This window comes from Agrobacterium sp. A3-95, assembly GCF_053521785.1.
The window spans coordinates 376,041-395,724 of the sequence record NZ_JBNWDR010000003.1 but is presented as its reverse complement, the minus strand read 5'-3'; the positions used below and the strand labels follow the sequence as shown (position 1 = coordinate 395,724).

The 19,684-nt window shown below is 58.5% G+C and carries 16 protein-coding genes; 10 read left to right on the top strand and 6 right to left on the bottom strand.

Annotation, left to right across the window (positions count from 1 at the left end; translation table 11 throughout):
• The first annotated feature begins 125 nt into the window (after positions 1-125).
• On the top strand, positions 126-2,216 hold the full coding sequence (gene mcpU / locus ACQZ5Y_RS11320; RefSeq protein ID WP_112290460.1) for a methyl-accepting chemotaxis protein McpU: 2,091 nt from the start codon (positions 126-128) through the stop codon (positions 2,214-2,216).
• Positions 2,217-2,416: 200 nt separating this feature from the next.
• Positions 2,417-2,896 (top strand): DUF2938 domain-containing protein, encoded by a 480-nt coding sequence (locus tag ACQZ5Y_RS11315; RefSeq protein ID WP_013636558.1) that lies wholly within the window; start codon positions 2,417-2,419, stop codon positions 2,894-2,896.
• Positions 2,897-2,936: 40 nt separating this feature from the next.
• On the opposite strand, the gene ypfJ is transcribed toward ACQZ5Y_RS11315, so the two are convergent.
• On the bottom strand, positions 2,937-3,866 hold the full coding sequence (ypfJ, locus tag ACQZ5Y_RS11310; RefSeq protein WP_003513383.1) for a KPN_02809 family neutral zinc metallopeptidase: 930 nt from the start codon (positions 3,864-3,866) through the stop codon (positions 2,937-2,939).
• A 95-nt stretch (positions 3,867-3,961) separates the two neighbouring features.
• Positions 3,962-4,450 (bottom strand): DUF2306 domain-containing protein, encoded by a 489-nt coding sequence (locus tag ACQZ5Y_RS11305; protein WP_174049795.1) that lies wholly within the window; start codon positions 4,448-4,450, stop codon positions 3,962-3,964.
• A gap of 48 nt (positions 4,451-4,498) precedes the next feature.
• Here ACQZ5Y_RS11305 and ACQZ5Y_RS11300 point away from each other — a divergent pair, with 48 nt between their 5' ends.
• Both ACQZ5Y_RS11300 and carB read left to right on the top strand, forming a co-directional pair.
• A complete protein-coding gene (locus ACQZ5Y_RS11300; protein WP_174049797.1) occupies positions 4,499-5,365 on the top strand; it encodes a LytTR family DNA-binding domain-containing protein in 867 nt (288 codons plus the stop codon).
• Positions 5,366-5,521: 156 nt separating this feature from the next.
• Positions 5,522-9,010, top strand: coding sequence for a carbamoyl-phosphate synthase large subunit (gene carB, locus ACQZ5Y_RS11295; protein WP_003513392.1), 3,489 nt, complete (start codon positions 5,522-5,524; stop codon positions 9,008-9,010).
• A gap of 83 nt (positions 9,011-9,093) precedes the next feature.
• On the opposite strand, the gene ACQZ5Y_RS11290 is transcribed toward carB, so the two are convergent.
• The 3 genes from ACQZ5Y_RS11290 to ACQZ5Y_RS11280 all read right to left on the bottom strand — a co-directional run bounded on the left by ACQZ5Y_RS11290 (position 9,094) and on the right by ACQZ5Y_RS11280 (position 13,062).
• Positions 9,094-10,233: a GGDEF domain-containing protein gene (locus ACQZ5Y_RS11290; protein ID WP_115062231.1), complete on the bottom strand. Its 1,140-nt coding sequence runs from the start codon at positions 10,231-10,233 to the stop codon at positions 9,094-9,096.
• Between the two features lie 151 nt (positions 10,234-10,384).
• Entirely contained in the window at positions 10,385-11,830 is a 1,446-nt protein-coding gene (locus tag ACQZ5Y_RS11285) for a UdgX family uracil-DNA binding protein (protein ID WP_174049799.1), read from the bottom strand.
• A complete protein-coding gene (locus tag ACQZ5Y_RS11280) occupies positions 11,830-13,062 on the bottom strand; it encodes a putative DNA modification/repair radical SAM protein (protein ID WP_013636565.1) in 1,233 nt (410 codons plus the stop codon). The genes ACQZ5Y_RS11285 and ACQZ5Y_RS11280 overlap by 1 nt, the downstream gene beginning before the upstream one ends.
• Before the next feature lie 221 nt (positions 13,063-13,283).
• On the opposite strand from ACQZ5Y_RS11280, the gene greA reads away from it, so the two are divergent.
• Entirely contained in the window at positions 13,284-13,760 is a 477-nt protein-coding gene (greA, locus tag ACQZ5Y_RS11275; RefSeq protein WP_003513396.1) for a transcription elongation factor GreA, read from the top strand.
• A gap of 91 nt (positions 13,761-13,851) precedes the next feature.
• Complete coding sequence (locus ACQZ5Y_RS11270; RefSeq protein ID WP_174049800.1) at positions 13,852-14,907, top strand: glycosyltransferase family 4 protein; 1,056 nt, start codon at positions 13,852-13,854, stop codon at positions 14,905-14,907.
• 31 nt (positions 14,908-14,938) lie between these two features.
• Here ACQZ5Y_RS11270 and ACQZ5Y_RS11265 read toward each other — a convergent pair whose 3' ends face one another.
• The gene (locus ACQZ5Y_RS11265) at positions 14,939-15,406 is read right to left on the bottom strand and encodes an Lrp/AsnC family transcriptional regulator (protein WP_003513401.1); all 468 of its coding nucleotides are present in this window, start codon (positions 15,404-15,406) and stop codon (positions 14,939-14,941) included.
• 254 nt (positions 15,407-15,660) lie between these two features.
• Here ACQZ5Y_RS11265 and trxB point away from each other — a divergent pair, with 254 nt between their 5' ends.
• From trxB to ACQZ5Y_RS11245, 4 genes are all read left to right on the top strand, one after another.
• A complete protein-coding gene (gene trxB, locus ACQZ5Y_RS11260; RefSeq protein WP_003513403.1) occupies positions 15,661-16,635 on the top strand; it encodes a thioredoxin-disulfide reductase in 975 nt (324 codons plus the stop codon).
• A 24-nt stretch (positions 16,636-16,659) separates the two neighbouring features.
• Entirely contained in the window at positions 16,660-17,556 is an 897-nt protein-coding gene (locus tag ACQZ5Y_RS11255; RefSeq protein WP_003513405.1) for a LysR family transcriptional regulator VtlR, read from the top strand.
• Between the two features lie 576 nt (positions 17,557-18,132).
• Positions 18,133-18,423 carry an ArsR/SmtB family transcription factor gene (locus ACQZ5Y_RS11250; protein ID WP_003513408.1) on the top strand — a complete coding sequence of 97 codons (291 nt, stop codon included), beginning with the start codon at positions 18,133-18,135 and terminating at the stop codon, positions 18,421-18,423.
• Positions 18,424-18,550: 127 nt separating this feature from the next.
• Positions 18,551-19,663 carry an alkene reductase gene (locus ACQZ5Y_RS11245; protein WP_174049803.1) on the top strand — a complete coding sequence of 371 codons (1,113 nt, stop codon included), beginning with the start codon at positions 18,551-18,553 and terminating at the stop codon, positions 19,661-19,663.
• Positions 19,664-19,684 lie beyond the last annotated feature (21 nt).

Sequence of the window (19,684 nt, the reverse complement as noted above, 5' to 3'; positions counted from 1 at the left end):
ATATCGCGAAGTTCTTTCAAACCATAAGCTGCATGACGCAGAATATTCCCGCCATTGAGGCATGTCTTTCCCATTATTTTCCAAGATGAGCCGAATGGCCACATCTGGTTCCAAGGACGTGTAGCTTGCCCAAAAAAACCAATCTCATGACGCGCATTCTGTTTGCGGCGTCATCGCTTGTCGTCGCCGCTTTTGCCGGCTTTTCCTTCTATATCGACAGTCTTCAGCACCAGGTGACAACGCAAGCCGTAGCGGAAAATATCGATTCGTCCGGCAAGCAGGCAGCGCAAAGCATCGCCAACTGGCTGAACGGCCGCATCATGCTGACCGAAACGGTTGCGAAGACGCTCGCCAAGCTCCCAGATGACGACGCCAAACTGCAGTTCCTCCAGAACGACGTGCTGACGGCTCAGTTCATGTCCACCTATTTCGGCAATGCCGAAAGCGGCAGTTTCACGACTTTCCCGAAATTGCCACTGCCGGAAGGCTACGACCCGCGCAAGCGCCCCTGGTATCTGGACGCCGTCAAGGCCGGCAAGCCAGTACTGACCGAGCCCTATAGCGATGCGTCGACCGGCGGCCTTATCATCACTGCCGCCATTCCCGTGTCCATCGGCGGCAAGCTGGCCGGCGTGACGGGTAGCGACTTCTCGCTGGATTCGCTGGTCACGATGATCAAGTCGGTGGATGCCGGCAAGGATGGATACGCCTTCCTCGTCAGCAAGGACGGCAAGATCCTCATGCATCCCGATGCGAAATTCGTCGACAAGCCGCTGACCGATCTCTTCAAGGTTGATACACCGGCAATTTCTTCCGCGATTTCGCAAACCGAGATCGACGGCAAGGGCAAGATCACCAGCTTCATTCCCGTCGCCGGTCTGCCCTCGGTCGATTGGTATCTCGGTTTCGTTGTCGATTCCGACGTCGCCTACAGCGCGATCGGCCAATTTCGCCTCGCGGCAACCATCGCCACGATCCTTGCCGCCGCGATCATGATCGCCCTGCTGGCAACCGTTCTCAGCCGTTTCATTGTTCGCCCCGTCACGCAGATGACTGCTGCCATGGAAAGGCTTGCCGCCGGCAATCTCGATGTCGCCATTCCCGGCCAGGAGCGCAGTGACCAGATCGGCTCGATGGCTGCGGCGGTTGCCGTATTCAAATCGAACGCCACGGAACGTCTGCGTCTTGAAGGCGACGCCGAACAGAACCGCACGCTTTCCGAACAGGAGCGCAACGACCGCGAACGACTGGCGGCGAAAGACGCGGCCGACATCCAGTTCGCAGTCGATTCGCTGGCAAAGGGACTGACGCACCTTTCGAATGGCGACCTCAACTACCGGATCGAGACACCTTTCGTGACCCGCATCGACCGCTTGCGCGACGACTTCAACAACTCCGTCGCCAAGCTGAACGTTGCCTTGAGCACAGTCGGCCAGAATGCACGCGCAATCGATGCCGGTGCTGGAGAAATCCGCCAGTCTGCCGACGATCTGGCCAAGCGCACCGAGCAGCAGGCCGCCTCTGTCGAGGAGACTGCGGCCGCGCTTGAGGAAATAACCACGACGGTCAAGGATTCCGCCCGCCGTGCCGAAGAGGTAGGCCGTCTGGTAGACCGCACGCGCAACAATGCCGAGCAGTCCGGCATCATCGTCGAGGACGCTGTTCGCGCCATGGAAGGCATCGAAAAATCGTCGTCGGAGATCAGCAACATCATTGGTGTGATCGACGAAATCGCCTTCCAGACTAACCTGCTTGCGCTGAATGCCGGCGTGGAAGCCGCCCGCGCCGGTGAGGCAGGCAAGGGTTTTGCCGTCGTCGCACAGGAAGTGCGCGAGCTTGCCCAGCGCTCTGCAAATGCCGCGAAGGAGATCAAGACGCTGATCAACGCCTCAACATCGCAGGTGCAATCCGGTGTCGATCTCGTCGGAAATGCCGGCAAGGCGCTGGAAACCATCGTCCGCGAAGTCCAGGAGATCAACCGCCATATCGACGCCATCGTAACGTCGTCGCGCGAACAGTCCACCGGACTTCAGGAAATCAACACCGCCATCAACACCATCGATCAGGGCACCCAGCAGAATGCCGCCATGGTCGAAGAACAGACTGCGGCAAGCCACGGCCTCGCCTCGGAAGCGGCGGCACTCAACGAATTGCTTGCGCAGTTCCAGCTCGCCACGGCAACACGGCGGCAGGCTGAATATGGGCGTGCCGCGTAGAGCGAGAATAGCTCACTGGTGAGACAATCGCACCCTTACCCCGGATCCAGTCCGGCATGACGGAGGAGACGTTTCAGTCTTCATTATGGCCGGAGCGATCCGGCCATTTTTCTTGTCCGCCCTCAGCACGCGAAAAACCCTGTTCACGCCACTCACACGATCAGCTAGAGCTTGGTCGATCATGATTTGCGGAGGGATCTATGCTGGATTTGATTTGGCGCGGTATTGCCATGGGGGTTGGTGGCACCGTGTTTATGGATATATGGGCGATTGTGCTGCACCGGTTTTTCGGCCAGTCCGCCCCGAACTGGGCACCGGTCGGCCGCTGGTTCTGGCATGTGCCGAAGGGCAGGATATTCCACGATTCTATCGCGACGGCCGCACCTTACGAGCATGAACTGGCGCTCGGCTGGGTCTCGCATTATGCCGTCGGCATTCTCTACGGCATCATTCTCGCCCTGATAGTGCCGGCCTCGTGGTTTTCAGAGCCGTCCTTCATTCAGCCTTGGATCGTGGGCATCGTCACGGTCGGCGCGGGCTGGTTCCTGCTACAACCTGGCCTCGGCATCGGCTGGGCGGCATCGAAGACGCCGAACCCGAACAAGGTTCGCTTTCTCAACCTCGTTGCACATACGATCTTCGCGCTTGGCATGTATGCCGTGGCGCTGTTGATGCGCTGAATAAAAAGGGGGCTGAAAAGCCCCCTCGTTCATTTGATTATCAGATATTCGCCGAAAAGGTGTCGCAGTCCTCGACGCGTCCGTTCTGGAAGCCGCGCTTGAACCATTCCATGCGCTGCGCCGACGTACCGTGGTTGAAACTGTCAGGCACAACATATCCTTGAGTCTGCTTCTGCAGGGTGTCGTCGCCGATCTGGTGGGCAGCGTTGAGCGCTTCCTCAAGGTCACCGGTTTCTAGAATTCCCTTCTGTTCGGTGAACTTGCCCCAGATGCCGGCATAACAATCGGCCTGAAGCTCCACACGCACCGACATCTTGTTGGCATCCACCTGGCTCATGGACTGGCGGCGGCGGTTGAACTCCGGCAGGACACCGGTCAGGTTCTGGACGTGGTGGCCCACCTCATGCGCAATCACATAAGCCTGCGCGAAATCGCCAGACGCGCCGAAACGCTTGTCCAGTTCACTGAAGAAACTGGTGTCAAGATAGACCTTGCGGTCACCAGGGCAATAAAACGGGCCGCTGGCCGCAGAGGCAGAACCGCAGGCAGACGCAACCTGCCCGGAAAACAGCACAAGGGTCGGTTTCTGATAGGTCTCGCCGGCGGACTGGAAAATGCCGCTCCACGTATCTTCCGTCTCAGCCAGCACGGTGCGCACGAAAGCCGTCGTCTCGTCGGACGATTGGCCCTGCGGCCGAGTGCCCGCCTGCTGGCCGGATTGCTGCGTGGTACCGCCCCCATCCAGTGAAATGTCTCCGCCCGAAAGCAGCGTCAGCGGATTGATGCCAAGCACCCAGCTTATCAGCAAGATCAGCAGAAGACCGCCAATGCCGATGCCGCCGCCGCGGCGCCCGATCGGCACGCGCATTCCGCCACGCGAAAAAGGATCGTTGCCGGATGGCCCCGATCCCGCCGACATCCCGCGCCGATCCTCGATATTGTCCGACTGGCGGCGCCCTCTCCATTCCATGCTTTTCTCTCCGCAAACGTCGCCTCAACAGGCAACCTTATAACGGCACTATAATACATCTTGTTCCGGAAGAAAGCGGAGGTGGGTGCATTCGTTCAGGAGGCTCGCCGCCTTTGCGTAAAGACGGTCAGAGACAGCAGGGCAAACACGAACACACCCGCGAAAAGCACCACAAGACCCGGCTGACCGTCACCGAAAGCAACCTCGTGAATGATCCGCCCCGGAACGAAGGTGAAACCGCCTGCGATGACGATACCGCCGAGATAAACACTCTGCATGATCCTCATATGGCGCCTGATTTCGCCCCTGCGCGCGAAAAGGACGGATTGCAGACAGCCATATATGGTGAGAACCGATAAAAGATGAATCGGGCTGAAACCGTAAAACACCCTCAATTCATGAATGAAGAAGGTCGAAACGGACGTCATGACCATCAGCGTCACCCAAATCCTGCCGAGTAGCCGGTGGATGGCGGTTCCTTTTGGGCGAAGAAAAACGAAGGCACCGAGAATCGCGGCCGGAACAACGGTGGCGACATGGAATTGCACGGCAAGCGGTGCGTCTAGCAAAGGCTGGAGTGACATGGTGAAGCGTTTTGACCCGGTTGAAATTATCGCTAACTTCGGCAAAACATGCGCGAAAGAAAAACGCATTGGCGTCAACCGCAGGAAAACTTCGTGGATCACCTCTCTTTGCAGTCCACGCTTCGTGAAATGCACGCCATCCTGCAATCGCGCAGACTGTGGCTGACCTTCCTTGCCATATTGGCGATCTTCATTCTGACCGGCCCTTTCGGGACAAGTGAGACCATGAGTTTCGCCGACCGGCTGCTTTACTGGACAATCGTTCAGGCTGGCGCATGGACGTTCGCAATATCCTTTTCCATCCTCGCCAACACCATCCTTGCCAGCAGCATTGAAAATATGCTGACACGCATGATGATCGGCTCGCTGTCGGCAGCCCTGCCCATCGGGCTGCTGCTTTCCATCATGAACCAAATCTTTTCCGGCAGGGAAATGGGTTTCGCTGCCTTTCTGAAAAGCAGCCTGTCGGCCCTGCCGCTCTGCGCCATCTTTTGCCTGCTGAGCTACCTCACGGCCTGCCAGTCACGCGCAACGGCAACGGATGCCGTTGCGGACCCGAATGGAGATGCCAAAGGTGAGGTGAAAAGCATCGCGCCGCTGCTGGAGCGGCTGCCGCCGCAAAAGCGCGGAGAATTGCTGCGGCTGTCGGTGCAGGACCACTATACCGAAATCGTCACCACGCGCGGCCATCAGCTCGTTCTGCTGCGTTTTGCCGATGCGCTGAAAGAAATAGGCCTCACGGAAGGCTTGCAGGTGCACCGTTCCCACTGGATTGCCATTTCCGACGTCGTCTCGTTGCGTAAACAGGCTGGCCGTCTGCACGTCATTACAAGAGACGGCTCGGAAATACCCGTCAGCCGCTCCCATAGCGCGGCCGTGCAGGCCCGTTTCGCCGCGCATACACCGGCGGGTTAAGAGTTTCTGTCGATTCCGGAATTTATGGGGTTCCGTTCTCAAAAACATTTGCCTATAAGCCGCTTCTAGCCTGAAAACTTTGAATTGCGCGCCCCGGCCGGTGATCTTTCACCCTGGCTGGTGTTTTGCGCAACCAAAACGCGGAACGAGAGAGCCATGCCGAAGCGCCAAGATATCAAGTCCATCCTCATCATTGGCGCAGGACCGATCGTCATCGGCCAAGCATGTGAATTCGACTATTCCGGCACCCAGGCCTGCAAGGCGCTGAAGGAAGAGGGTTACCGGGTCATTCTGGTCAACTCCAACCCGGCCACCATCATGACCGATCCGGGCCTCGCCGACGCAACCTATGTCGAGCCGATCACCCCGGAAGTCGTCGCCAAGATCATCGCCAAGGAACGCCCGGACGCGCTGCTTCCCACCATGGGCGGCCAGACCGCGCTCAACACTGCGCTGTCCCTGAAGCGCATGGGCGTTCTCGACCGCTACAATGTGGAAATGATCGGCGCCAAGCCCGAAGCCATCGACATGGCCGAAGACCGCGCCCTCTTCCGCGAGGCCATGGCTCGCATCGGCCTCGAAACGCCGAAGTCCATGCTGGCCAACGCCACTGAAATCAAGGACGCCGACCGCAAGAAGCACGAAGCTGCCCGCGCCGAACTCAAGGCGAAGCTTTCCGGTGCGGAACTGGACAAGGCGCTGGACGATCTGGAAAACCAGTGGAACCTTGGCGAGACCGACCGCAAGCAGCGTTACATGGCGCATGCGATTGCAATCGCCGCCCAGGCGATCGACCATGTCGGCCTGCCCGCCATCATCCGCCCGTCCTTCACGCTCGGCGGCACCGGCGGCGGCATTGCCTATAACCGCTCCGAATTCTTCGACATCGTCTCGGGCGGCCTCGACGCTTCGCCGACCACCGAGGTGCTGGTCGAAGAATCGGTTCTCGGCTGGAAGGAATATGAGATGGAAGTGGTCCGCGACACCGCGGACAATTGCATCATCATCTGCTCCATCGAAAACATCGATCCGATGGGCGTCCACACCGGCGATTCCATCACCGTTGCGCCAGCGCTGACGCTGACCGACAAGGAATACCAGATCATGCGCAACGCCTCGATTGCGGTGCTGCGTGAGATCGGCGTGGAAACCGGCGGCTCGAACGTGCAGTTCGCCGTCAACCCGAAAGACGGCCGCCTCGTCGTCATCGAAATGAACCCGCGCGTTTCGCGCTCGTCCGCTCTCGCCTCCAAGGCAACCGGCTTCCCGATCGCCAAGATCGCCGCCAAGCTCGCCATCGGCTATACGCTCGACGAGCTGGAAAACGATATCACCGGCGGCGCGACGCCGGCCTCGTTCGAACCGTCGATCGACTACGTCGTCACCAAGATCCCGCGTTTCGCCTTCGAGAAGTTCCCGGGCGCCTCGCCGATCCTCACCACAGCCATGAAGTCCGTCGGTGAAGTCATGGCCATCGGCCGCACCTTCGCAGAATCGCTGCAGAAGGCGCTGCGCGGCATGGAAACCGGCCTCACCGGTCTCGATGAAATCGAAATCCCCGGCTTTGAAGAGGGCGAAGGCTCCAAGAACGCCATCCGCGCCGCCATCGGCACGCCGACGCCGGATCGCCTGCGCATGGTCGCCCAGGCGCTGCGCATGGGAATGACGGAAGAGGAAGTCCACGAAAACTCGAAGATCGACCCCTGGTTCATCGCCCAGTTCAAGGCAATTGTGGACATGGAAGCCCGTGTCCGTGAGCAAGGCCTGCCGCAGGACGCAGAGAACCTGCGCATGCTCAAAGCCATGGGCTTTTCCGACGCCCGCCTGGCAATTCTGACGGGCAAGCGCCCGAAGGAAGTGGCCGAGCTGCGCAACAGCCTCAATGTTCGCCCGGTCTTCAAGCGCATCGATACCTGCGCGGCAGAATTCGCCTCGCCCACCGCCTACATGTATTCGACCTATGAAATCCCCTTCGTCGGCGCCGCCCGCTCTGAAGCGCAGGTTTCCGACCGCAAGAAGGTCGTCATCCTCGGCGGCGGTCCGAACCGTATCGGCCAGGGCATCGAGTTCGACTATTGCTGCTGCCATGCCGCCTTCGCGCTTAAGGATGCAGGCTTCGAAGCGATCATGATCAACTGCAACCCGGAAACGGTTTCGACCGACTACGACACTTCCGACCGCCTCTATTTCGAACCGCTGACGGCCGAAGACGTGATCGAGATCATGCGCGCCGAACAGGAAAAGGGCGAGTTGGTCGGCGTCATCGTGCAGTTCGGTGGCCAGACGCCGCTGAAGCTGGCCGAAGCGCTGGAAAAGAACGGTATCCCGATCCTCGGCACCGCGCCTGACATGATCGATCTTGCCGAAGACCGCGACCGCTTCCAGAAGCTGCTGATGAAGCTCGACCTCGCCCAGCCGAACAACGGCATCGCCTATTCGGTTGAACAGGCGCGCCTCGTCGCTTCGGAAATCGGCTTCCCGCTGGTCGTGCGTCCTTCCTATGTTCTGGGTGGCCGCGCCATGCAGATCATCCATTCGGAAGGCCAGCTCCAGACCTATCTGCTCGACACGGTTCCGGGCCTCGTGCCCGAGGACATCAAGCAGCGTTACCCGAACGACAAGACCGGCCAGATCAACACCCTGCTCGGCAAGAACCCGCTTCTGTTCGACAGCTACCTGACCAACGCCGTCGAAGTCGACGTCGATGCACTGTGCGACGGCGAAAACGTCTTCGTGTCGGGCATCATGGAGCACATCGAAGAAGCCGGTATCCACTCGGGCGACTCGGCCTGCTCGCTGCCTTCCCGTTCGCTGAGCAAGGAAACCCTCGACGAGCTGGAACGCCAGACGACGGCGCTTGCAAAGGCGCTCAACGTCGGTGGCCTGATGAACGTTCAGTACGCGATCAAGGACGGCACGATCTACGTTCTCGAAGTCAACCCGCGCGCCTCGCGCACGGTACCCTTCGTTGCAAAAACCATCGGTGCGCCGATCGCCAAGATCGCTGCCCGCGTCATGGCCGGCGAAAAGCTTGATGCGGCGATTGCCGCTTACGGCAAGAAACCCGACCCGCGCAACCTGAAGCACATCGCCGTCAAGGAAGCCGTTTTCCCCTTCGCCCGCTTCCCCGGCGTCGACATTCTGCTCGGACCGGAAATGCGCTCGACCGGCGAAGTCATCGGCCTCGACACCGATTTCGCACTCGCCTTCGCCAAGAGCCAGCTCGGCGCCGGCGTCGACCTGCCGCGCTCCGGCACCGTCTTCGTCTCGGTGCGCGACGACGACAAGGACCGCGTATTGCCCGCAATTCGTATTCTGGTCGAGAGTGGCTTCAGGGTACTGGCAACCGGCGGCACCCAGCGTTTCCTTGCTGAACAGGGCATCAACGCCGAGAAGATCAACAAGGTGCAGGAAGGTCGTCCGCATATCGAAGACGCCATCCGCAACCGGCAGGTCCAGCTGGTCATCAACACCACCGACAGCAACAAGGCGATTTCCGACTCGAAGTCGCTGCGCCGCGCAACGCTGATGCAGAAGGTGCCCTACTACACGACGATGGCCGGTGCCGAAGCAGCAGCCCTTGCCATCAAGGCGCTCAAGGCCGGCAACCTGGAAGTGAAGCCCTTGCAGAGCTACTTCCTGTAAAATCAGGCGCCAACGAAGATCATGGAAACGCCGCGGGTCATGCCTGCGGCGTTTTGCATTGTCTCACAAAAAGCTCAAAAGCCTCACGCCGCCAAGGCTTCGCGCACGCAATTGCGCCCATCCGTCTTGGCGCGGTAAAGGGCGCGGTCCGCCATTTCCGCCAGGGTCTGAAGATCGCAGCGTGCATCTCCGCTGGTTGCGACGCCGATGCTGATCGTCACACCGACACGCAAACCGCCGCAATCGACTTCGGTTATCGCAATCGCATCGCGAATGCGTTCTCCGATCATGCAAGCCTTTTGAACACCGGCACCCGGCAGGAAGATGATGAACTCCTCGCCACCGTAACGCGCCAGCACGTCACCACCGCGTATGCTGCCGCCGATACGCTTCGCCACTTCCTGAAGAACGCTGTCGCCGACGGCGTGGCCGAAGCGGTCGTTGATTGATTTGAAGTGGTCGATATCGAGCAGCATCGCCGCATCGTTGGGACCCGGCACCGCCGGCATGGCCTGGAAGAAAAAACGACGGTTCTTGACGCCCGTCAAAGGATCGGTGTTGGCGAGAACCAGCAATTTGCGCTCTGACCGCTCGGCTACCAGCATCATCACGAACAGCGCAATGGCGAAGTTCAACATGATGATCAAGAAAAACGCATTGACCAGATCGATGGCGGCGTATTGGGGCAAAAGCACGCTCTTTGCCACCGACAACGAAATCAGGCCGGAAATACCCGCAATCGCGCCCAACGCGAAGCGGGACAGGAGTGGCTCCTTGCGCCACCGCGCAAAAAGACCGCCCGCTCCCGCAAGATAGGCCACAGCCGCACAGCCGTTGAACAGGGCCGCACGATAAGCGTTATTGTCAGCCACCTGCTGTGCAAGGACAATTGCCAGCAAGGCAATCAAACAGACAGCTGATACTGTCCCCCTGCTGGCAGTACGTCCATCGCTCACGATTTTCAGGCCAAGCCAGATCAGCGCATAACCCACGATACCGAAGACGATGCTGCCGAATTGCCACAAGGCCGGAGACATTATTCCCCATTCGCCGTACCCAGCGAGCGTGGAGCCGGCAGCCATGGCTGCGAAGCCTGCTGCAAGAGCTGTCGGGCCGTGCAAACCACGATTTGTGAGCTTCAGATATATAAAACTCAGCATTCCAACAATGTAAGAACACTTTTGCATCAGTATCACTGTTGCAAGATCTAGCTCGCCGAGCATCATACATCCACGCAATGAATAAATATAAATATCTGAATTATGGTATCAAGTATAAAATTTCAATAAAAATAACAATAAACAAAAATTTAATCATATCGATGAAGACATCGATGATCATTCAATATAGCATAGCAACACACAAAGCAGTCTATTAGAATAATCTTATAAAATCAATTTCATTCCTGAAATTCTGCATTTCCGCCTCCTTCTGCTGCGAGTCGGGAAGGCGAAGAAGATAGGAAGGGTGCACCGTGACAAAAAGCGTCCGCTCCTCCTGCATCGGTATCGGGCGACCCCGAACCTCGGACACCTTTTCCTTTCCGCCTGTAAGCGCATAAAGCGCAGTTGCACCCATGGCAACGATAAGCTTCGGCCGTACCAGCTCGATTTCCTTGTTAAGCCACCAGCGGCATTGCTGCACCTCGCCCGCATCCGGTCGCTGGTGGATGCGCCGCTTGCCGCGAGCCTCGTATTTGAAGTGTTTGACGGCGTTGGTGACATAAAGCTTTTTGCGGTCAATACCGGCTTCAACCAACGTCCGGTCGAACAACTGACCAGCGGGACCGACGAAAGGTTTTCCGGCAAGATCCTCGTGATCTCCCGGCTGTTCCCCGACGATCATCACTTTCGCATCTTCAGGTCCCATGCCGAATACTGTCTGCGTTGCCTTGCAATGCAGGGCGCAGCGCGTGCATTGGCCAGCTTCCCGCGCCAATGAAGCGAGCGTACCGTCTGGCGCCGCTGGCGGCTCTTCACGCGCCGAGGCCGCGGCCTGCAGGCGGTGATGGAATGGTTGCGGCTGGCTCGCAGCCTTTGCCGCCATCTCCAGCACCCGCGCCTCGGCACCAAGAACGAGACCTGGAATAAGCTCGGCTTCCGGCAAATTTTTCCAGTATTTCTTTGGCATCTCTGCCGTCATCGCTTTTATCTTCAGACGCGCCGGATTGAATATGTTGGCATAATAGGTTCGCCACAGCTCGTCCGTTTCATCCGTCAGCTCAGGCTTGGACGCGGCCTGCCGCGATGTCTCCAGCACGTTTCCGTCCCACCGCGCGGAGCCGTTCGGTGTCGCGATCAGCCAGTCCATATCCGTGAACCGCCGCTGGAAAAACGGGGCCGTGCGCTCGACGATGAAGTGATCCGGCTCGAACCATGCGACGAAGCGCCGCCGCCCGCCCTGCCCCTGCGGCAAGGATAATTCCTTGAAGCGAACAAAGGCCGTCATCTTGTGACAATCGCGGCGGACCGATTTTTCAAGCTGCCGGGCTTCGGAAACATCCGCATCGGACTTGAACTGCAACAGGGCGCGATCCCGCTTCAGCCGCCACAGCAACCGGTAAAGCAGTGCGAAACGACCCGGATCGCTATGACAGATAATCGCTTGCGCCAAAGTCACGAAGGAGGCTGGAACGGACACCTGCACGTCATCCGCACGGGCCGCCGGCAAAGGCTCTCCGGCAAAATCGAGAAGCCCGGCTTTCTCATCCCGCAACCGCCAGTCAATCGCCTCCGGCGGCACATTGGCGGCGAGAGCCGCGCGCGCCGCATCACGCCACTCGCCGAAATCGCCCCGCCCTTCCAGAACCGGGCCGTACATCACAGCAGCGATAATTGTTCGGGCTGCGGAGCAAACATCGCTCGCAAATCGGGCCGTTCAGTCAGCTTGCCCGGCGTCCAGCCCTCGGCAACGATGAAGGCCTTCACCTTTTTCAGGGAAACGCCGAAGCGGGCGATATCCTCCAGCCGCAACCGGCGAAACCGGCGTGAAGACAGGATCGAGGCGACCGTCTTGGTACCGAAGCCGGGCACGCGCAGCAATATTTCGCGATCCGCCACGTTCACGTCCACTGGAAAACGGTCGCGATTTTTCAGCGCCCAGGCAAGCTTCGGATCTATATCGAGATCGAGCATTCCGTTACCGCCGATCGCGGTTATTTCACCAATGTCGAACCCATAAAAACGATAAAGCCAGTCGGCCTGATAAAGCCTGTGTTCCCGCATCAAAGGCGGCTTGATGAGCGGCAGGTTCTTCGACGAATCCGGAATGGGGCTGAAAGCCGAATAATAGACGCGCCGCAAACCATAGCTGCCATAAAGCCGAGCGCTCGTGGACAGAATGGTGCTGTCATCAGCCCCATCCGCCCCAACGATCATCTGCGTGCTCTGTCCTGCAGGCGCAAAACGTTTGGTCTTTCGCGTCCTGACGGTCGGCTCCCCCGCCTCCTCGATCTTCAGACGGATATCAGCCATCGAGCGGCGAATATTGGCGGGCTGCTTTTCCGGCGCAAAACGGCTGACGCCGCTATCAGTCGGCAATTCGATGTTGATCGACAGCCGGTCGGCGTAAAGCCCCGCTTCCTCAATAAGCTTTGGCGATGCTTCGGGAATGGATTTCAGATGGATGTAGCCGCGAAAGCCATGCGTGACGCGCAGTTCCCGCGCCACCCGCACCATCTCTTCCATCGTATGATCGGACGAGCGGATAATGCCGGAAGAGAGAAACAGCCCCTCGATATAGTTGCGCCGATAGAACTCCAGCGTCAGCCACACCACCTCCTCGGCAGTAAACCGCGCCCGCTCGACATTGCTCGAAGAACGATTGATGCAATAGGCGCAATCATAGATACAGAAATTGGTGAGCAAAATCTTCAGGAGCGAAATGCAGCGCCCGTCCGGTGCATAGGCATGGCATATGCCCGACCCCTCCGTGGAGCCAAGTCCGCCGGATGCAGCAGAGCTGCGTTTCGTCGTGCCGCTGGAGGCACAGGACGCATCGTATTTGGCCGCATCGGAAAGAATGGCCAGCCGTTGCCTGATTGACTTCTTCATGGTTATGTTCACTATATGTTCCATTGAAAAATGTCAATCTCATCTGTTAAAGCCCTGAACGAATGCAAGAAAATGCCCGTCTCAAATTTGCTGGCATTTCGTTGTCGTCTTCTGATATAGTCGGCTTAGTTATGATTTTGGCATGGTTCCGGAGTTCCCCTCCGGAACCTGTTTCTTTTTGTGTCTGCAAGTAAAGCGACAGGACTGCGAAGGATAAAAAAATGGTAGAAAAAGTACCGATGACGCACGGTGGATTCATCAAGCTGCAGGAGGAGCTGCGCTTTCGCCAGCAGGAGGAGCGTCCCCGTATCATCGAGGCAATTGCGGAGGCGCGCGCCCATGGCGACCTTTCGGAAAATGCCGAATACCACGCTGCCAAGGAAGCCCAGAGCCATAACGAAGGCCGCATCACTGAACTCGAAGACTTGACCGCACGCGCGGAAGTCATCGACCTGTCCAAGATGTCCGGTTCCAAGATCAAGTTCGGCGCCACCGTCAAGCTGATCGACGAGGACAGCGACGAGGAAAGAATCTATCAGATCGTTGGCGACCAGGAAGCCGATGTGAAGGCTGGACGCATTTCCATTTCCTCGCCCATCGCCCGCGCCCTCATCGGCAAGGAAGTCGGTGACAGCATCGAAGTCAACGCACCGGGCGGCGCCAAGGGTTACGAGATTCTCGCCGTACAGTGGGGCTGATCTGCCCTTTCATGCAATGCGCCCCTCGGGCGCATTGCATTGGTATCTTGAACTGAACATCCTGCCTTAGCCGCAAAGACGGAAGCCCATCTTGTCCCACGCCAGTCTGAAAGATGTGCAGGTGCTTGCGCCGAACTTCAAGCGCAGGCTCTCCGGCGTTACCTCCACCATCGTGCAGCTTATTCCGGTACAAAACCGGCTGGGTCAGAAAGTGGCCGTCATCGGCCCGGGCCTGCCGCAGCATCTGCCACATGTTCGCTTCCGTGATCTGTGGCGGCTCTGGCAAAACGGCCCGCTCAGCGGTCCGCGCATCTGGCACGCCCGCCGCAATCTCGAAATGTTGCCGGGCATTCTCATGCGTGACGTGCTGCGCATGAAGGTGAAGCTGATGTTCACCTCGGCGGCGCAAAGGCGACATTCCGCCTATACCCGCTTTCTGATTTCAAAAATGGATGCGGTCGTCGCGACAAGCGGCCGCTCAGGCTCGTTTCTGGAAGTACCACATAGCGTCGTCATGCATGGCGTCGATACCGAGCTGTTTCATCCCGCAACCGGCTCGGAGGATACGATCGCTTCGACCGGCCTGCCTGGGCAGTTTCTCATCGGATGTTTCGGACGGGTGCGCCACCAGAAGGGAACAGACCTTTTCGTGCGCGCCATGATCGAACTTCTGCCCGACTATCCCGAATGGACGGCCGTCATCTCCGGCCGCGTGACCGCAGAGCACAAGGCCTTCGCCGACAAGCTCGTGGCCGATGTCGCAGCAGCCGGTCTTGCGGACCGCATCGCGTTTCAGGGCGAGGTGGACGACATCAAGCCGTGGTATCGGCGGCTAACCCTCTATGTCGCACCGTCACGCAACGAGGGCTTTGGCCTGACACCACTGGAAGCCATGGCGTCCGAGACGGCTGTCGTTACCAGCAATGCCGGCGCCTATGAGGAAATGATCGTCAAGGGCGAGACCGGCATGGTCGTTGAGGCCGGCGACTACGCGTCCCTGCGGGATGCCATTAAAACCTACCTTGCCGATCCTGCTCTCGCCAGGGACCATGCCCGTGCCGGACTTTCGCATGTGCGCACTGCATTTCCGCTGGAAAAAGAGGCGACGAGCCTCGGCACGATCTACGACGCGTTGCGGCGCGGGTAAGCGCCGGCGCAATCACTCATAGGTCCGCCGATCAGATTTCCACCAGACCGACGCGCTTGACCTGACGGATGGTGAGCATGGTGCGCACGGTGTCGACGTTTTCGTCCGCTGTCAGAACCTCTATGACGAAGTCCTGAAACTCGGTCAGGTTTCTGGCGATGCAATGCAGAAGGAAATCGCTTTCGCCGGATACCATCCAGGCCTGGCGCACCAGCGACCATCCGGCCGTCGCCGCTGCAAAGGCTTTCAGATTGCTGTCCGACTGGCGCTTGAGGCCGACCATGCAGAAGGCAACGAGATCGAAACCGAGCTTCGGCGCGTTCAACATGGCGTGATAACCCTCGATCACGTCGGCTTCTTCCAGCTTGCGGACGCGCCTGAGGCACGGCGGCGCGGAAATACCGACCCTTTCGGCCAGCTCCACGTTGGTCATGCGCCCGTCGCGCTGCAATTCGCGCAGGATTTTCAGATCGATGGCATCGAGTTCGACGCTGGTCACGGAGAGGTTCCTCGTTAAGCCGGAGAACTTCCTTGTACTACCAGGCGCAGGATTCGCAACAATATGCCGCCGGCCGGTCACAAAATTGCGCGCGCATCCACAACTGCCTTGTTGGTAACGCAAGGCTGCCCTTGAATAAAGGCACTAGACAACCTTAAATACCGGGCAACGAAGGGGTTGCGGCCTGTCCACCGTGCTTCGGCTGGAATGTTCTGCTGCCGAAAGGCCCCGCTACTTTAAAAAGGATTGTTTCCATGTCTGCCCGCCATACCAAGGTATTGATCATTGGCTCTGGTCCCGCCGGTTATACCGCGGCGATCTACGCGGCCCGCGCAATGCTGAAACCCGTGCTGATTGCCGGCATGGAACAGGGTGGCCAGCTGATGATCACCACCGACGTCGAAAACTATCCGGGCTTTGCCGATCCGATCCAAGGCCCTTGGCTGATGGACCAGATGCTGAAGCAGGCGACGCATGTGGGTGCGGAAATCGTCAGCGACCTCGTGACCGAAGTCGAAACCAACACGCGCCCCTTCGTGGTCAAGACCGATTCCGGTCAGGTCTGGACCGCCGACACGCTGATCATCGCAACAGGCGCAAAGGCCAAGTGGCTCGGTATAGAGAGTGAGCAGCACTTTCAGGGCTTCGGCGTTTCCGCCTGCGCCACCTGCGACGGTTTCTTCTATCGCAACAAGGATGTGATCGTGGTCGGCGGCGGCAACTCTGCCGTGGAGGAAGCGCTCTATCTCGCCCATATCGCCAAGTCCGTAACCGTCGTGCACCGCCGCGACAGTTTCCGCTCGGAGAAAATCCTTCAGGAACGGCTCTTCGCCAAGGAAAACGTCAAGATCCTGTGGAACACGGAAATCGCCGAAATCACCGGCGCTCCCGCCAAGCCACCAATGCCACCCTCTGTTTCGGGTGTGCGACTGCGTGACACCAAGACCGGTGTGATCAGCGATACGCCCATCGACGGCGTCTTCGTCGCCATCGGCCACGCGCCGGCCGTCGAACTGTTCAAGGGCAAGGTGAAGCTCAAGGACAATGGCTACATGTGGACCGCTCCCGATTCCACCGCTACCGACGTGGAAGGTATTTTCGCCGCCGGCGACGTTACCGATGACATATACCGTCAGGCCATCACCGCCGCCGGTATGGGCTGTATGGCCGCCCTCGAAGCAGAACGGTACCTCACCGCGCAGCAGCCGCTTGCGGTAGCAGCCGAATAACCGAAAGGCAGGATAGGCATGGCAATGCCATTGGACTGGGATAAACTGCGCATTTTTCATGCCGCAGCCGAAGCGGGGTCTTTCACCCACGCTGCCGACAAGCTGCATTTGTCCCAGTCGGCCATCAGCCGCCAGGTCAGCGCGCTGGAACAGGATGTTGGCGTGAAGCTGTTTCACCGCCACGCCAGAGGTCTTATCCTCACCGAGCAGGGCGAACTGCTGTATCGCACCGCCCATGACGTTTTGCTAAAGCTCGAAACCGTCAAGATGCAACTGACCGAAACGACGGAGAAGCCGAGCGGCAAGCTGCGCGTGACGACGACGGTTGGTCTCGGCCAGGGCTGGCTCACGGACAAGGTGCAGGAATTCCTGCAGCTCTATCCGGAAATGTCGATCCAGCTCATCCTCGACAATGAGGAGCTGGATGTGAACATGCGCCACGCCGATTGCGCCATCCGCCTGCGCCAGCCGCAACAGTCCGACCTTATCCAGCGCAAGCTGTTCACGGTTCACATGCACGTCTATGCGGCGCCGTCCTACATCAACCGCCACGGCGAGCCGCAGTCGATCGAGGATCTGGACAACCACCGCATCATCTCCTTCGGCGAACCGGCACCAAACTATCTGCTTGATGTCAACTGGCTGGAAAATGCGGGACGCTCGTCGGACAACACCCGCATTCCGCATCTTCAGATCAACAGCCAGACCTCGATCAAGCGCGCCTGCCTGCTGGGAATAGGTATCGCCTGTTTGCCGGATTACATCGTCGGGCGCGATCCGGGATTGATTCAGTTGTCGCTTGCCGCCGATATTCCCTCGTTCGACACCTACTTCTGTTACCCGGACGAGATGAAAAACGCTGCAAAACTGAAAGCCTTCCGCGACTTCGTCGTTGCCAAGGCACGGAACTGGAACTTCTGACGTTTAAATAGGCCAGCGCCACAAAATATCATACCAAGATGGCGGCGCGCCAGACGCGCCGCGCTTCAGCTTTGCACATAAATTATACCGGAAATATCCAGACCTGCATCGCACGCATGCCTGACCTGCACAAAAAAGAGTTGTTTCGTGCACAAAAAAGCACCATATCGCTCTCAGTTGATGCACACGGTGGCTTTTCCTCCCAGTTCCACCGCATCAGCTGTTCCCCTCTGGAGGTTTTTGACCTTCACACTTAAAGGGCCCTGGATTTATCCGGCGGCCCTCTTTTTTTACCCGCAAGAATTTTCTCCAATTTGGCGAAATATCGCATGATGCAACCTTGTTTTGCATTCTTGCCACTCCCATATTTCAATCAGCTGTTACGCCTGCCTATGCACGCGACAGCTGTTCCCCTCTGGAGGTTTTAACCTTCAAACTCATTGGCCGCGGAGAAATCCGGCGGCCATTTTTTTGCGCGCTGTTCTCGGCCCGGGTGACTACCTCACAGAGACGTGAATTGTATATCGGAAACTATCGATATAAATATCGAACATGTCAGATATTAGAGAAACGCAGATGAACCCGGAGGAAATCCTCAAAGCCCTTTCACACCCCGCAAGGCTGAAGTTCCTCGAGTGGCTGAAGAGCCCTGAAAGTCACTTCTGTCAGGACCATCCGCTCAGCATGGGCGTATGCGCCAATCAGTTCCAGATCAGCGGCCTGTCGCAATCGACGGTCTCCTCACATCTGGCGGTTTTGCAGGCAGCTGGCCTGATAAGGTCAAAGAAAGTCGGGCAATGGGTGTTTTTCGAACGCAACGAGGAAACCATCGACGCCTTCCGCAATTATCTGCAAGCCAATCTTTGAGCCTCCCAAGCTTATAAGACCGGGGCGTCGGACCGGAAACTGCAAGGCGGTTTTCTCTCCGATGCCCATACATTAGGAAAGCGCGCCAGCCGCGCAATTTCGCCAACCGACCAGAAAGTGAAGTCGCATGACAAGTCTTTTCGAACCGGCACAGGCCGGCGATATCGCACTCGCCAACCGTATCGTCATGGCTCCCCTCACCCGCAACCGCTCGCCGGGGGCAATTCCCAACAATCTCAACGCCACCTATTACGAGCAGCGCGCAACAGCCGGGCTGATCGTGACCGAAGGCACGCCGATTTCCCAGCAAGGTCAGGGTTACGCGGATGTTCCGGGCCTCTATAAGAAGGAAGCGGTTGAGGGATGGAAAAAGATCACGGATGGCGTGCATGTCGCCGGCGGCAAGATCGTCGCGCAGATTTGGCACGTGGGACGCATTTCCCACACCTCGCTCCAGCCGCATGGCGGACAGCCGGTCGCCCCTTCCGCGATTATCGCCAAGTCCAAGACCTATATCATCAATGATGACGGCACCGGCGCGTTTGCGGAAACCTCCGAGCCACGCGCACTGACCATCGACGATATCGGTCTTATCCTTGAAGATTACCGGACCGGCGCGCGCGCCGCACTTGAGGCCGGTTTCGACGGTGTCGAAATCCATGCCGCCAACGGTTATTTGATCGAGCAGTTCCTGAAGTCCAGCACCAACCAGCGCACCGACGAATATGGCGGCTCGATCGAAAACCGCACCCGCTTCCTTCTCGAAGTCGTCGATGCGGTTGCGGAAGAGATTGGCGCAGGCCGCACCGGCATTCGCCTGTCACCCGTCACACCCGCCAACGACATTTTCGAGGCCGACCCGCAGCCGCTCTATAATTACGTTGCGGAAGAACTCGGCAAACGCAATCTCGCCTTCATCCATGTTGTTGAAGGTGCGACCGGTGGTCCGCGCGACTTCAAGCAGGGCGACAAGCCCTTCGATTACGCAGCCTTCAAGGCCGCTTATCGCAATGCGGGCGGCAAGGGCCTGTGGATCGCCAACAATGGCTACGACCGTGAGAGCGCCATCGAGGCGGTGGAAAGCGGCAAGGTTGATGCCGTGGCCTTCGGCAAGGCCTTCATCGCCAACCCGGATCTGGTGCGCCGCCTCAAGGACAACGCGCCGCTGAACGAGCCGAACCAGCCGACCTTCTATGGTGGCGGGGCTGAAGGCTATACCGACTACCCGGCTCTTGGCTGATCAGTGCCAAACTTGAAACGC

Excerpts from the sequence above, each read along its gene's own strand:
- ACQZ5Y_RS11315 (WP_013636558.1), top strand. The coding sequence starts at position 2,417 with ATGCTGGATTTGATTTGGCGCGGTATTGCCATGGGGGTTGGTGGCACC.
- ypfJ (WP_003513383.1), bottom strand. The coding sequence starts at position 3,866 with ATGGAATGGAGAGGGCGCCGCCAGTCGGACAATATCGAGGATCGGCGC.
- ACQZ5Y_RS11305 (WP_174049795.1), bottom strand. The coding sequence starts at position 4,450 with ATGTCACTCCAGCCTTTGCTAGACGCACCGCTTGCCGTGCAATTCCAT.
- ACQZ5Y_RS11300 (WP_174049797.1), top strand. The coding sequence starts at position 4,499 with ATGCGCGAAAGAAAAACGCATTGGCGTCAACCGCAGGAAAACTTCGTG.
- carB (WP_003513392.1), top strand. The coding sequence starts at position 5,522 with ATGCCGAAGCGCCAAGATATCAAGTCCATCCTCATCATTGGCGCAGGA.
- ACQZ5Y_RS11290 (WP_115062231.1), bottom strand. The coding sequence starts at position 10,233 with ATGCTCGGCGAGCTAGATCTTGCAACAGTGATACTGATGCAAAAGTGT.
- ACQZ5Y_RS11285 (WP_174049799.1), bottom strand. The coding sequence starts at position 11,830 with ATGTACGGCCCGGTTCTGGAAGGGCGGGGCGATTTCGGCGAGTGGCGT.
- ACQZ5Y_RS11280 (WP_013636565.1), bottom strand. The coding sequence starts at position 13,062 with ATGAAGAAGTCAATCAGGCAACGGCTGGCCATTCTTTCCGATGCGGCC.
- greA (WP_003513396.1), top strand. The coding sequence starts at position 13,284 with ATGGTAGAAAAAGTACCGATGACGCACGGTGGATTCATCAAGCTGCAG.
- trxB (WP_003513403.1), top strand. The coding sequence starts at position 15,661 with ATGTCTGCCCGCCATACCAAGGTATTGATCATTGGCTCTGGTCCCGCC.
- ACQZ5Y_RS11255 (WP_003513405.1), top strand. The coding sequence starts at position 16,660 with ATGCCATTGGACTGGGATAAACTGCGCATTTTTCATGCCGCAGCCGAA.
- ACQZ5Y_RS11250 (WP_003513408.1), top strand. The coding sequence starts at position 18,133 with ATGAACCCGGAGGAAATCCTCAAAGCCCTTTCACACCCCGCAAGGCTG.
- ACQZ5Y_RS11245 (WP_174049803.1), top strand. The coding sequence starts at position 18,551 with ATGACAAGTCTTTTCGAACCGGCACAGGCCGGCGATATCGCACTCGCC.